Here is a 14,411-nt window from a genome sequence, read left to right as displayed (position 1 = left end):
CAAAAAAAACTCAAAATGAAAAAGAAAATCATCATACTCACATTAATCATGACCGTAATCTGTGTTACGTCGTGCCAAAAATACTTAGTGCAACTTCCGCAGGATTCTGTTGCGCCGCAAACTTATTATACCACTTCTGATCAGCTTACGTCGGCACTCATGTCTGTTTATGCAGAACTGGGCAATACGGATGAGTCGACATTCTCACGGTTCTTATCTCTGGAAGCCGGATGCTCTGCTGACGATATTTATGCTCGTAGTTCGTCCAACGTATCTGCTTCATGTTACAACGCAAGTTCATCATACGCCAATTTTACTAACTGCTGGAACAACTTATACATCGGTATTGAGCGGGCAAACCTGTTATTGGCCGCAATACCCAAATCGACGGTGGCAACCGCTACCAAAAACGAAATTATGGGCGAGGCCTTGTTTTTAAGAGCATACTACTTTTTTATCCTGACAAGTTATTGGGGTGATGTTCCATTAAAGTTACAACCTACAAGCGGAGTAACTGACATCAGCATACCACGCACACCGCAAAAACAGGTTTTTGCTCAAATTATTCAGGACATGACCACTGCCGAGCCATTGGTCAATTCGGCTACTTTACAAGGCACAACCGGACGGGTATCAACCACTTGTATCGATGGTATATTAGCCAAGGTTTGCCTGCATGCGGCAGGTCGGTTAAGCGATCCCACCTTTTATCCGCAGGCCCGTACCTGGGCACTGAAAGTGATAAATAGTGGTGCCCATAGTTTGAATCCGGATTATACCAAAGTGTTTATCAATGAAAGCGCCAAGGTTGAAGATTTGCAAGAGTGCATTTGGGAAGTAGAGTTTTACAGCAGTAACCCTGAAACTTATTTTGCCTACGAACGTTTTGGTTCGACCATAGGGATTAACAACACCAACACGCAAAATGCCTTTATGCAGGGCTTATACGAAGGTACAGGCAACTATTATAACTCGTTTGGTAAAGGCGATTTGCGCCGCGACTGGACATTGGGTAATTTTTACTACCTGAGCCCGGCAGGTACCACCGCCGCGAATGCCACACAGGCTATAGCCAATGGTACAGCCAACACGTCGGCAACAGCGGTTTGGGGCAGGCCAATGGCAAAATGGCGCCGCACTTATGAAACTGCTGCAAGTATAGGCGTTAAAAACTTTGGAGGTACAAATTGGCCGCTATTGCGCTACTCAGACGTGTTGCTGATGTACGCTGAGGCTGATAACGAAATTGAAGGACCGAACGATATCAACAATATTGCCTATATTAATATGATAAGGGAGCGTGGTTATGGTAAGGCTCTTAACGGACAGTATGTTTTTTCGACAGCTATTACTAACGCAGGTACAGGCTATGTTACAGCACCGGCAATTACCTTTACGGGCGGCGGCTTTACGCGTACTGCAGCTGCAACAGCTACGGTTTCGGGTGGTAAGGTAACAGCTATCACCATTACCGATGGCGGAGCGGGTTATACCTCAGCCCCTACAATTACTATCGCTCCGCCAACAACAGGCACAACGTCAACGGCAACAGCTACTTTGTTCAATTATGCCACACAATGCGATCTGACTGCTGCAGCTAACTGGACGCAAGCAACACTTCGCCAGGAGATCATGATGGAAAGATCGTTGGAGTTGGGAGGCGAAGGCCATCGCAAACTCGATTTATATCGTTGGGGGACATTTTTAACCGTGATGGCCAACATGCAGACCATTATTACTGCGGGGCAGGCTGCCTATAATATCGGCCCGCTATCTTTCCCGGCAACGGTGCTTGCACCAACAGCGTCGGCCACATCAACTTATGGTTATACCGGACAGGTGAGTGCTTTAACCCCTTACAAAAACGTAGCAGCCCGAGATGTTCTTTTCCCTATACCTATATCCGAATTACAATTAAATCCGGCAATACCCGCTTCGGCGCAAAATCCCGGATGGTAACCCTTTCTTCCCCTAATTAATTATTACCTTTAAGCAGTGTTGCTTAGGGGTAATTTTTTACACGTTAATAGGCTAACATTTAAATACTTATACCATTGAAAATATTTTTGTCCATAGTTGTTTTGGTCGTTTTTGGCCATAATGTGGCTGCCCAACATAGTATCAGGTTAAACAATAACTGGGAATTTATAAAGCAGGACCTTGGTGGCATCTGGGAAGCGGTAAGGCCGGTAACCGCCGGTAGCCCCGAAAGTGTGCCGGTATGGTCGATGGTAACTTTGCCCCATTGTTTTAATAGCCGCGATGCCGTTGACCCTGATGGTAACTATTACCAAGGTCCAGGCTGGTACCGTACCCAATTGGATGTCAATAATGCTTACCAAAATGGGCATACGTTGTTACATTTTGATGGTGCAGGTCAAAAAACAGACGTATACATCTATACCACAAAAGTAGGTTCGCACTTGGGCGGGTATGATGAATGGACTGTAGATATTTCCAAAGCTGTTGAAGATTTTAAACAAACCGAAGTATGTAAAAAACAGTTTAACGGCAAGGTGCCTTTGATAATCAGGTGCGATAACAGTCGCGATTTGGAGAGTATCCCTTCGCGTCTGTCGGATTTTTGCATTTACGGAGGCTTGTACCGTTACTTAAACCTTGTTTATGTTCCGGCCCTGTCCATCGATAAAGTCTTTGCTTCGGCAACCGTTGACGAGCAAGGTAAAAAAGGGCATTTGACCGCAAAAATAAGGTTTTATAACCCCGATAAAATTACTTCGGCGACGGTGAACTTAAAGGTTTTTGGACCCGATAATAAAGTAAGTATAGACACCAGCGTCCTACTAAAAAATCTTGATGGTGATATACCCATTGGGTCGTTTAATATACTTAGTCCTGAATTATGGTCGGCAAAAAGCCCCAAGCTCTATACGGTTGAGACGCTGGTGAGCTACAATAATATCACGGAGACAAAGGTCGAAAAAATAGGATTCCGCAACTTTGAATTTGTTGATAATGGCCCTTTTAAGCTCAACGGCCAACGCGTTTTGCTAAAAGGTACTCACCGGCACGATGACCAGGCAGGCGTTGCCTCTGCTGTTACCGAAGACATGATGCGGAAAGAGATGCAATTGATAAAAGATATGGGAGCCAACTTTATTCGTTTAGGGCATTACCAGCAATCGCCCATAATATTGAACCTGTGCGACAGCCTTGGTTTGATGGTTTGGGAAGAAGAACCCTGGTGCCGTGGTGGGCTGGGCGGAGATACGTATAAAAATCAGGCACGCAGTATGCTCACCAATATGATTGAGCAACATTACAATCACCCGGCGGTAATTATATGGGGGTTGGGTAACGAGAATGATTGGGAAGGCGATTTTTCAGTGTTTGACAAGCAAAAGATCAGAGCGTTTATGCAGGAGCAAAACGACAGAGCACATCGACTTGATCCTTCGCGTAAGACAGCGATACGGCGCTGCGATTTTTGTAAAGACATTGTAGATGTTTATTCGCCATCGATATGGGCAGGCTGGTATCGTGGTATTTATAAGGATTATGAAGCGGTAACCGAAAAGGAGTTCAAAAAGGTAAAACACTTTTTACATATTGAATGGGGCGGCGATAGCCAAGCGTTAAGATATGACGAAAACCCGGAAAGTTTTTTAACCCGCGTCCGTGGTGGGGCCGATGCAGATGAACGTTTAGGTGATGCCAGCTTAAAGGGAGGTGATGCACGTGTATCGAGCGAAGGTGACTGGAGCGAAAGTTATATTTGCGACCTGTTCGATTGGACATTAAAAGAGCAGGAAACTATGCCTTGGTTAACAGGGTCGGCATTTTGGACCTTTAAAGATTTTGCAACGCCGGTGAGGCCGGATAACCCGATACCCTTTATGAACCAAAAAGGCGTTGTTGAGCACGACCTAACCAAAAAGGAATCGTACTATGTTTTTCAATCGTACTGGGCTGAAAAGCCGATGGTGCATATATTCGGGCATAATTGGCCCGTAAGGTGGGGTAATGCCGGTGAGTTAAAAACTATAAAGGTTTATTCGAATTGTAATGATGCCGAGCTGATTGTAAATGGTAAGAGCTATGGAACGAAAAGACGAGATAGCCAGGATTTCCCTGCAGCAGGTTTAAGGTGGATGGTGCCTTTGAAAATCGGTAATAACCATATTAAAGTTATCGCCCAAAAGGGCACAACAAAAGTTATAGATGAATTAGATCAGCGCTATCAAACCGAAAAATGGGGTAAGTCGGCTAAATTAGCTATTGTGAAGACAAACGAAAAGAATGGTTTAACTACAGTTGAAGTTAAAATATTGGACGCCAACAACAGGTGGTGCCTCGATTCCAAAAACCAAATTTTATTTTCATTGGCAGGCGATGGCAAACTGATAGATGACCTGGGTACTTCGCGAGGCTCGCGCAGGGTACAGGCTTATAATGGACGGGCTATCATATCGGTTAAAACCAATGGGGGTAAAAGTATTGTTGGAGTTCAATCGCCGGGTTTAAAAAGTGAATTTATCACGCTTTAACAAACATGGATAAGCTTAAAAAATTGAATTTGGTTTTAATGCTATTGATGAGTGTTTTTGTAAACACTGGTTGGAAACAACCTGTTGTACCTACAAATAAACAGGTTAGGTCGGTTTTATACAATGATGTTATTACAGAAGCTGGCTGGGCAATGCAGCAGGCACCGGTTACCGTTACTGCGCAAACGTGTAGCCGCAGTGCCGGTGGCAAGCACGATTTCTATTCGGAAGGTGATTATTGGTGGCCCGACCCTAAAAAACCGGATGGCCCATATATCCAGAAGGATGGGTTAACCAATCCTGACAATTTTGTAGCGCACCGCTTAGCCATGATCAGGTTCAGCCGCATTATTGGTGCCCTGGCCTCGGCCTATAAACTGACGCACAATGTTAAGTACGTTAAACAGGCAGCTATTCATTTAAGGGCCTGGTTTACCGATGCCGAAACGATGATGAACCCTAATTTACAATATGCGCAGGCTTTAAAAGGTATTACCACAGGCAGGGGGATCGGTATTATTGATACTATCCAGTTAATGGAAGTAGTTCAGGGCTTTATGGTAATGGAACAGTCGCCATTGATGGATAAAAAATTGGCAGCCGGTGTGCACCAGTGGTTTGAACAATATTTACTTTGGTTAACCACTAGTAAAAACGGGTTGGAAGAGAAGTCTGCTAAAAACAACCATGGCACCTGCTGGACCATGCAGGTGGCCTGCTTTAGTCGGTTTACAAATAACGGTGTCATTACTGATACTTGCATCAACAGGTTTAAAACTATCCTGCTACCCACGCAAATGGATGAAAATGGCAGCCTCCGGTTGGAGCTGAAACGGACTAAACCTTTTGGATATTCCATATTCGACCTGGATGCTTTGACCACGTTGTGCCAGATATTATCTACGCCAAAAAACAACTTATGGACATACCAAACCGTCGACGGACGTTCGATAAAAAAAGGTATCGAATATTTATATCCTTATCTGGCCGATAAAAGTAAATGGCCTTTTGCGCACGATGTAATGTATTGGGAAAACTGGCCTGTAGCACAACCATCATTGTTATTCGGAGCCATGGCCTTTCAAAACAAACAATGGTTTGCAACCTGGAAGGGGCTGGATCATCACCCTGTTATTGACGAGGTGATACGCAACCTGCCGGTAAGGCATCCGCTTATTTGGATAAATTGAAGATCAAATCATGAAGATGAAAAAGTATACCATTTTGTTTGCAGTAATACTGGCGGCGCAATTTAATGCTATCGGGCAGGATATAGTGAAGAAAGGTTTTAGTATCGCTGAAAAGCAAACCATGTTGATGCTCAATGAAGTGGCACAGGCCAAAACAGCCGGTAAAGCAGGGATATCACCTCGCAGCTTATCTGCGCAGGGAGACCTGGTATTGGTAGCATCAAAGGATTGGTGCAGTGGTTTTTTTCCGGGTGAACTTTGGTACCTGTATGCATATACACACAAGCCGATATGGCTAAAACAGGCCCAAGCATTTACAACACCTGTTGAGCAGGAAAAGACCAACGGCGCTACGCACGATATGGGCTTTAAAGTATATTGCAGCGTTGGCAATGCCTGGAAGCTTACCCATGAAGCGCATGATAAGGATGTGATCTTAGAAGCATCAAAGATGCTTTCTACTCGTTTCAATCCTAAGGTTGGTTGTATCAAATCGTGGGACAACAGGGAGTGGAAATTCCCGGTAATCATCGACAATATGATGAACCTTGAACTACTTTTTGAGGCAACAAAACTAAGCGGCGATTCATCGTATTATAAAATAGCCGTTAGCCATGCCAATACCACCATGAAAAACCATTTCAGGGCCGATTATAGTTCTTACCATGTGGTAAGTTATGATCCCGAAACCGGTGCCGTGTTAAAAAGGGTAACACATCAGGGCTATGCCGATGAGTCGGCGTGGGCACGGGGCCAAAGTTGGGCGCTTTACGGTTTTACCATGTGCTACCGCGAAACCCATAACAAGGCATACCTTGAGCAGGCAGAAAACGTGGCCAGGTTTATTTTGAACAACACTAACCTTCCTAAAGACCTGGTACCCTATTGGGATTATAATGCACCGGGAATACCGAATGAGCCGCGCGATGTATCAGCTGCAGCGGTTATGGCATCGGCACTTTACGAATTGTGTACCTATAGTGTTAACGGTAGTTTTTTTAGAACGAAGGCCGACAGGATATTAAAAAGCCTAACCGAAGGATACGCAGCCGGCCCAGGCACAAACAGGGGCTTTATTTTACTACACAGCATAGGTACCAAACTAACCAATACCGAAGTTGACAAGCCATTAAGCTATGCCGACTATTATTACTTGGAAGCACTGTTGCGAAAGAACAACCTGATGAACAACAAACCTGTTTTGACTATTATTCCCTAATAATAGTCATTTTTGAGATTTGCTGGTTTTATGGAAAAAAACAGCTAAATTAGTGTTGATCAATTTTGTTGGCAAGCCTGATATAATCATACTCCTTGGGAAAAAGTCGTTTTATAATGATCGTTTTTTTTTGTGCCTTTTTTTTAAGGGTGCAGATAACTTATGCCCAAGCCCCGCTCATATTTAAAAGCATAAACGTTGATAACGGTTTACCCCAAAACACAGTACTATCGGTGCTGCAAGACAAAAAAGGCTATTTATGGGTAGCAACTTATGATGGCCTGAGCAAATATAACGGCCTCGAGTTTAAGGTTTACAAAAACGAGATCAACAATGTAAACAGCATCAGCAATAACAAGGTAAATAAGCTGTTTGAAGATAAGATCGGGAGGATATGGGTTGGTACAGTTGATGGCTTAAATCTTTTTGATCCCGAAAAGGAAAGCTTTACCCGATTTAAAATATCGGGCTCAAACCAGGGTTGTACTGTTTTGAGTATAGCCGAAGATAGCAAAGAGGTGCTATGGATAGGTACCAATAGCGGATTGTTTTATGTGGATACACGCAATATAAAGCCAAAGAATACGGTGATAACCCGTTCGGCAATTTGCCGTGATAAGAAAACCGAATGTTTATATATTGACCGGGATAAACATTTGTGGATAGGAAGCGGGCAAACGCTAAAAATATACGACCCTGTTAAAGCGCGGCTTTTATCGGTACCTGTACAATTAAAGCAAAGCAAGGAGCTTGCGGGTACGGTTATCCGCAACATTAGCCAGGATGTTGATAATAATTATTGGATCGCTACGGAAACAAATGGCCTGTTTTACTATAATGCCAAAACAGCAAACTGTATAAACTACGATCAAAATAATGGTTTGCTGAGTAATACTGTTAGAGCAGTGCTTGAAACCGGCAACCATATCATCTGGGTTGGCACAAAAAAGGGTCTCAACATCATCAACACCCAGACCGGGGATATCAGCGGTTATAGTAACGATCCTTTCAACCCTAATTCACTAAGCCAAAACTCCATTCGTGATATTTTTAAGGATAATGAAAGCAATGTATGGATCGGTACATTTAACGGCGGCTTAAATTGCGTTTACAGCCAATTTGATAATTTTTATTACCTGGGGCTAAAAAAAGGCGGCAGTAACAACCTGTCATATGATATCATTAATGCTATTTTTCAAGATAGGGACGGAAATTTTTGGGTGGGTACAGATGATGGAGGCCTGAACAAAGTTGATAACGGATTACAGTATAACCACAGCTACTATCAATATAATGGTGCCAGTCGCGAATTATTGGGCAATAGTATCAAAAGTATTGCCGAGCACACTGACCCGAATAAACTGTGGATAGCTACCGGCAGCGGGTTGAGTGTTTTTGATAAACGGACAAATGCTTTTGAAAATACGCATATATTACCCAAGCCCAACGTGCCCGGTTTTATACAAAACTTTGTGTTGTTGAAGGATAAAGGAGGCATGTGGATAGGCACAAACTTTAGCGGGCTTTATTATCTCGAAAATAGCGGAGCTTTACACAGCTACCATACCACCGAGAACAGGATATTGGCCCTATATAAAGATGGAAACGATTTATGGGTGGGTACAGCAGATAACGGCCTGAATCACTTGGACATCGGCACTAAGGTGCTGACTTCGTACAGGGCAAATCCAAACAAGTCGAACAACTTAACCAACGATGCTGTTTTATCTGTTTTTAAAGACAGTCATCAACGCTTGTGGATCGGTACCGATGGCGGTGGTATGAATTATTTCGATACAAAAACCAGGAAATTTTACAGCATAACCGAAACTCAGGGTATCGCAAACAATACCATACATAGTATTTTAGAGGATAAATCGGGGCGCTTATGGCTCAGTACCAACAAGGGCTTGTCGTGCATCGGGTTTAAGAAATTTAACGTATCCTTTGATCGTGATGCAGTGTCTGTAGCCAATTATAGTGTGGAGGATGGCCTGCAAAGCAACCAGTTTACAACCGGTGCCGCATTAAAGGCCAATAGCGGCAATTTGGTTTTTGGTGGTATAAACGGCCTTACAGCTTTTGACCCGGCGCGGATAAAGATAAATAAGGTAAAGCCCGCTATTGTATTTACCGACTTTTTGATATTGAACAAGCCTGTGTCGTTTAATGTTCAAGGGGCGCCATTGCAAAAGCCGATAGATGAAACGGACGAAATTACGTTGAACCATGGTCAAACTTTTTTTAGTATCAAGTTTGCGGCACTCAATTATATTAACCCTCAAAAAAACCAGTTTGCATTCAAGCTGGATGGTTTTTCGGATAACGACTGGCATTACGTAGGTAACCAGCAGATGGCTACCTATACCAACCTTGATCCCGGCACGTATTATTTTAAACTAAAGGCAGCCAACAACGATGGTATTTGGAATAACAGTCCACGTGTACTCAAAATAAATATCCTCCCGCCGTGGTGGAAAACCTACTATGCTTATGCAGGTTACCTGGCGTTGGTTATTTGTTTGTTGTACCTTTTCAATATTTACTCAAAAAAAACAGAACGTTTAAAAAATGATTTGAAATACGAATCCATAAACCATGCTAAGGACCAAGAATTGGCCCGCAAACAGCTGAGCTTTTTTGTTAACATATCGCACGAGATCAAAACGCCGCTCACCATGATTATGGCACCTCTGGAGAAAATGATAGAAATGAACCTGGGCAACAACAAATTACAGCACCAGCTTGGTTTAATGCAACGGAATGGCGAGCGGCTAATGAGGTTGGTGAACCAATTGCTGGATAAAAAGAAACTGGAAACGGGCCATATGTACATACAGGCCGCCGAAGCAGATATCGTAGGATTTGTGCAGGAAATAGTATTAGCTTTTAATGGACTGGGCAGGGCAAAAAACATTTCGATAAAACTGGATACCGACGTGGACGAACTGAAGATCTGTTTTGATGGCGATAAACTGGAAAAGGTTTTCTATAATCTGTTATCAAATGCCATTAAATTTACCTATAATTACGGGCGTATTGTGGTGCGTATAAGCCAACCGGCCAACGAAGATGTTGTCGCTATTGCAGTTGAGGATAACGGTTGCGGTATATTTCCAGAAAACATAGATAAGATATTCACTCAATTTTATCACAACAGTAACCTGCGCATAGAGGGCACCGGTTTAGGCCTGGCGTTTTCAAAAGAACTTGTGGGGCTGCACTATGGTAAACTGGAGGTTGAAAGCATGCCCGAAACCATTGGTAAAAAGGGCTTTACAAAATTTACAGTAAAGTTGCCGCTTGGCAAAGCTCATTTTAAACAAGACGAGTTGAATGCGAAGTTTACCGACAGTGAAGATGTGCTGAGTTATCAATATACAGAAAGACCGATAAAGTCGCAATTACAATTAAAGAAGATAGAGATATTGAACCGTGAAGCAAGGGAGAGTTTTTCGATGCTGATCATAGAAGATAACGAAGATGTGTTGAATTTTATAAAGGCAGGTTTCGAAGGCGATTTTGAAGTGCATACAGCTTTAAACGGGTTGTCGGGTTTTAAGGCGGCCAAAGAAATTATTCCTGATATCATCATTAGCGATGTGATGATGCCCGGACAAAACGGCATGGAGCTTTGTCAGGAAATAAAATCGGATGTATATACCAGCCATATACCGGTGATATTATTAACTGCTCGCACTCAGTTCATCTTCAAAATGGAAGGTATAGAAACCGGGGCCGACGATTACATCACCAAACCGTTCAACTTCAGCATGCTGGAGGCCCGAGTTTGGAACCTGATAGAAACAAGACAAAAGTTAAGGCAGCGTTATCGGCGGGAGGTCAAGCTCGACCCACAGAACATCACCATCAATAACCTGGATGAAGCATTTTTAAACAAAATGCTTAATTATATCGAGTTGCATATTACAAACCCTGAACTTAGCGTTGAACAATTGAGTCAGGAAGTGGCCATGAGCAGGAGCTCCTTTTACAAAAAAATCAAATCGCTTACCAACCAAACAGGGGTAGAGTTTATCAGGAGTATCAGGATAAAGCGCGCGGCGCAGCTGTTGGCTAATGGGCAGTTTACTGTTAACGAGGTAGCGTATATGGTTGGTTTTTTAGACGTGAATTATTTTAGGAAATGCTTTAAAGAGCAATTTAGCCATACACCCCGAGAGCACCCCCTATCCAAATTGGATGAATTGCAATGATGTGTGTAATTAGTTAATTTACAGTTATTTGCACTTTATAAAATTATTTTTACAATAATGAGAGACACAATTGTCGTGTGATTTTTCCTGAAATGCCATGGTTTTCGCAAGCAGGATTGGGCTATATTTGGTTATTAAAATCATTAGTATTTTAATAACCAAACCAATTGTACCAAAGTTTATGAAACCACAATTACTCAAAGTTTCTGCAGGGCCCGCGCAGTCGTTTAGTGTTCAACAGGATTTTGTACCTCACTTTAACAACAAATGGCATTATCACCCTGAGGTAGAGCTCATCCACATAAAAAAAGGAAGTGGCAAACAGTTTGTTGGGGATAGCATTAACGAGTTTAAGACCGGCGATGTACTGCTTATCGGTTCGCAGTTGCCGCACTACCTCCGGTTTGATGAGTGTTATTTTAAAGAAGATAACACCAACAGTCCTGAAGTTAGAGCTGCCCATTTTGCCGAAAATTTTTGGGGTGAGCAGTTTTTACAATTGCCCGAAAACAAGATGATGAAAACAGTGATCGAGAAGTCACGCCGCGGCATAAAGTTGACAGGCAAAACAAAGGTAGCTGTAGCTGATATATTGGAAAAAATGATCCTGTCGGAAGGTTCGGAGCGTATTGTTTTGCTAATAGAAGCTTTAAATGCTGTTGCCTTCAGCTTACATGTTACACCTTTGTCTTCAATCGGTTTCGGCAATAACTCAGAAGTTTCTGAAGATGACCGAATCAATGTGATTTATGAATATTCGCTGGCAAACTTTAAAAACAATATCCAGTTGGAAGAGATAGCGGCACTGGCCAATATCAGCCCCAGTTCATTTTGTCGTTACTTTAAATCGCGTACCCAAAAAACCTATTCTCAGTTCCTCATCGAGATAAAGGTTGGTTACGCCTGTAAGCTGCTCATCGAAAATAAGCTCATCATTAAACAACTCTGTTATGAAAGCGGTTTCAATAATTATGCCTGTTTCCATAAGTATTTTAAACAAATAACAGGGAAAAGCCCGCTAACTTTTCAGAAAGAATTTATGCAGATGGCATCGTAGTATAAATCAAATCATTTTTAATTCTTTTCACGCTTAAACTATAATATTTATCAAGGGCCAATATCTTAAGGTATTTCGTTTGTTTAACAATGGATCATCTATCGATTTATCGCAAACAAATGCATCCCGATATTATCGGACGCATTTGTTTGCGATAGGTAATAAGTTATTAGTTGTAAAGTAGGTCGGTAAGATACGAGTCGTCGTTCTTTTCTATGACACTTGCTTTGTCCGCATAGGTTTTGTCGCCATATTTATTCGAGGCCAGCACCAAAAGCTGATAAAACTCATCCTTTTTAAAGGGGCCAATTTGCTGGTAGGTCCAGGGCTTTTCGCCGAGTGCATACGGTGCAAGCCAGTTAAAAGCCCGGTGTATGCTCCTGCCATCGGGGGTGGTGAAATTCCAAATATCCACACCTATTTTATCGGCCAATTGAGCTATATTAGTCCAGCCAATTAGATTCATACTACTGTAGCCAAGCGCGTTGGTGCGCTCCAATTCAAGGGGTTGCTTGCCATCGGGTTCAATCTGTAACCCTATGCGTTGCTTACTACCTTCAAGTATTTTTTTCGCCAATTCCTTATCGCCTGTGAAAATGGCATCAGCTATTACCTGGGTATCGTAGTGTGTGCCGTGGTTGTTTTTTGAGTTATGCTCGTCGATACCATTTTTGCTGGTAAGCAGCCAATTCAGGTATTGTTTATACCAAGTTTTAATGGCTTCATGATAAATAAACGATTTTGAGCCTTCCATCAGGGCCATCCAATCTATGAGGTTGTTAAGGCAACGCGATTCGATAATACCTATACCACGCCCATCGTTTACCCCGCGAATAGCTTGAGCATAATTGAGGTTGGGGTTCATACGAGTTGCCGTATCAATAAACCAAACTTTAAGCAATTGATTGGCTTTGGCCGCATATTTTTCGTCGCCTGTAAAATAGTAGGCTAATGAAAGAAATTTGCATTTTCTGGTGAGTTCGTTCATGAACTCATCATCGGATATTTTTTTGATTTCAGGATTGCGCTGCCCATCTTTACGGATATAAGGCAAGCCATCAGGTTTAGTTGGGTCGGGCCAAAAATAAGGTGCCATGCTCATGTAATCGTGCTTGGAGCCACTTGGTGGCGTAAACGCTTTGTCCATCACCGAAACAGGTGAATCGCCAAGCATTTTATTGGCTGTTTTTACAACCAGGTTTACCTCCTTTACTACGGTAGGGCTGCCATTCTTGAAATTGTTTTTCTGAGCAACCATATGATTGGGGTCGAGCAAAATAAGCTTTGGCACCTGTGCTAAAGTACGCTGTAAACAAAAAATAGCGAGTAAGCCAATTATACATTTTAGTTTCATCATTTTTCTGTAGGTTAAAGCTGCAAATTAGCTAAAGCGCCTGAGGTGAAAATATGCTTTTTTAACATCATATAATGCTCGATTGTCTATAATTGGACTAGGTTTAAACGTGATTTTTGAAGAAATACTGAGAAATTGGTACAAGCATTATCTATGTTGCTTATAAGTTACCCCTTAACAAAAAAGCACCATACAACCCTACTAATCACATTGATGATCGCATTGTATTCTTCATAGTTGGTTCCATTGTAACTGGATGAATAGGCTTTGATGTCAGCGCCGCCTTCTTTCCGCAGAACCGTGATGAGGTTTTGATTGATATTGGCCAGTTTATCCGGCGCATAGGTCATCATGATCTCCCCAATGAAATTGGGGCCGACGCCCTTTATACCTTTGGTGATGTCTTTAGCCATTTGGTAAATGTATTGCGGGCTTTTGTCCAGGTTGCTGCGGACAGTTTCAATCAGTTTTCGGAAACCGATTTGTTGTTTAAACAGGCCAGTTTTTAAACGGAACATCCCGTTGGAATACCATAAGCCAGGCGCTCCGGCCTTGCCGACCATGTCTTCAACTAGTTCTTTGAACTCTGCCGGGCTATGCTGGTGATCAGCGATTATGTTCAATACTTCTTTTGCTTCCCTGTAGTCGGCATGTTTTTTCTTGAAGCCGGCCTGGATGTCTTTTTGGTCGAGCAGGATATAATGTGCCTTTAGTTTTTTCAGATCATAAAAAAACATCTGCAGGAGTTAGATTTTGGAGCGATTCGTGATAGCGCTGATGGTTGTAAACCTCGACGAATTTCCCGAGTGCTTCTTCCAGTTCAGATGGGTAGTAATAGTTATCCAGTTTGACCACATTCTTCATGG

The 14,411-nt window shown here is 42.6% G+C and carries 8 protein-coding genes and 1 pseudogene; 6 read left to right on the top strand and 3 right to left on the bottom strand.

All coding sequences use genetic code 11. From position 1 onward, the window contains the following. Nucleotides 1–15 precede the first annotated feature (15 nt). From QZX97_RS03765 to QZX97_RS03740, 6 genes are all read left to right on the top strand, one after another. A complete protein-coding gene (locus QZX97_RS03765) occupies nt 16–1,959 on the top strand; it encodes a RagB/SusD family nutrient uptake outer membrane protein (RefSeq protein ID WP_295654670.1) in 1,944 nt (647 codons plus the stop codon). A 95-nt stretch (nt 1,960–2,054) separates the two neighbouring features. After that, nucleotides 2,055–4,508, top strand: a complete 2,454-nt coding sequence (locus QZX97_RS03760) for a glycoside hydrolase family 2 TIM barrel-domain containing protein (protein WP_295654668.1) — start codon at nt 2,055–2,057, stop codon at nt 4,506–4,508. A 5-nt stretch (nt 4,509–4,513) separates the two neighbouring features. Beyond that, nucleotides 4,514–5,698: an alginate lyase family protein gene (locus QZX97_RS03755; RefSeq protein ID WP_295654666.1), complete on the top strand. Its 1,185-nt coding sequence runs from the start codon at nt 4,514–4,516 to the stop codon at nt 5,696–5,698. Between the two features lie 10 nt (nt 5,699–5,708). Further along, nucleotides 5,709–6,917, top strand: coding sequence for a glycoside hydrolase family 88 protein (locus QZX97_RS03750; RefSeq protein WP_295654664.1), 1,209 nt, complete (start codon nt 5,709–5,711; stop codon nt 6,915–6,917). Nucleotides 6,918–7,066: 149 nt separating this feature from the next. Beyond that, nucleotides 7,067–11,134 (top strand): hybrid sensor histidine kinase/response regulator transcription factor, encoded by a 4,068-nt coding sequence (locus QZX97_RS03745; protein WP_295654662.1) that lies wholly within the window; start codon nt 7,067–7,069, stop codon nt 11,132–11,134. Nucleotides 11,135–11,315: 181 nt separating this feature from the next. Further along, a complete protein-coding gene (locus QZX97_RS03740) occupies nt 11,316–12,191 on the top strand; it encodes an AraC family transcriptional regulator (protein ID WP_295654660.1) in 876 nt (291 codons plus the stop codon). Nucleotides 12,192–12,360: 169 nt separating this feature from the next. On the opposite strand, the gene QZX97_RS03735 is transcribed toward QZX97_RS03740, so the two are convergent. The 3 genes and pseudogenes from QZX97_RS03735 to QZX97_RS03725 form a co-directional block, all read right to left on the bottom strand. Continuing rightward, nucleotides 12,361–13,548, bottom strand: a complete 1,188-nt coding sequence (locus QZX97_RS03735) for an alginate lyase family protein (RefSeq protein ID WP_295654659.1) — start codon at nt 13,546–13,548, stop codon at nt 12,361–12,363. Between the two features lie 164 nt (nt 13,549–13,712). Then, nucleotides 13,713–14,282, bottom strand: coding sequence for a hypothetical protein (locus tag QZX97_RS03730; protein WP_295654657.1), 570 nt, complete (start codon nt 14,280–14,282; stop codon nt 13,713–13,715). Then, a pseudogene (locus QZX97_RS03725) lies at nt 14,275–14,411 on the bottom strand (integrase core domain-containing protein); the annotation flags it as partial. The pseudogene QZX97_RS03725 and the gene QZX97_RS03730, both read right to left, overlap by 8 nt.

The organism is uncultured Mucilaginibacter sp. (assembly GCF_903893715.1).
Taxonomy (GTDB): Bacteria; Bacteroidota; Bacteroidia; order Sphingobacteriales; family Sphingobacteriaceae; genus Mucilaginibacter.
Note: the sequence above shows the minus strand (reverse complement) of the source record. Positions and strands in the feature narration are given on the sequence as shown.

Excerpts from the sequence above, each read along its gene's own strand:
- QZX97_RS03755 (WP_295654666.1), top strand. The coding sequence starts at position 4,514 with ATGGATAAGCTTAAAAAATTGAATTTGGTTTTAATGCTATTGATGAGT.
- QZX97_RS03750 (WP_295654664.1), top strand. The coding sequence starts at position 5,709 with ATGAAGATGAAAAAGTATACCATTTTGTTTGCAGTAATACTGGCGGCG.
- QZX97_RS03730 (WP_295654657.1), bottom strand. The coding sequence starts at position 14,282 with ATGTTTTTTTATGATCTGAAAAAACTAAAGGCACATTATATCCTGCTC.
- QZX97_RS03740 (WP_295654660.1), top strand. The coding sequence starts at position 11,316 with ATGAAACCACAATTACTCAAAGTTTCTGCAGGGCCCGCGCAGTCGTTT.
- QZX97_RS03765 (WP_295654670.1), top strand. The coding sequence starts at position 16 with ATGAAAAAGAAAATCATCATACTCACATTAATCATGACCGTAATCTGT.
- QZX97_RS03735 (WP_295654659.1), bottom strand. The coding sequence starts at position 13,548 with ATGATGAAACTAAAATGTATAATTGGCTTACTCGCTATTTTTTGTTTA.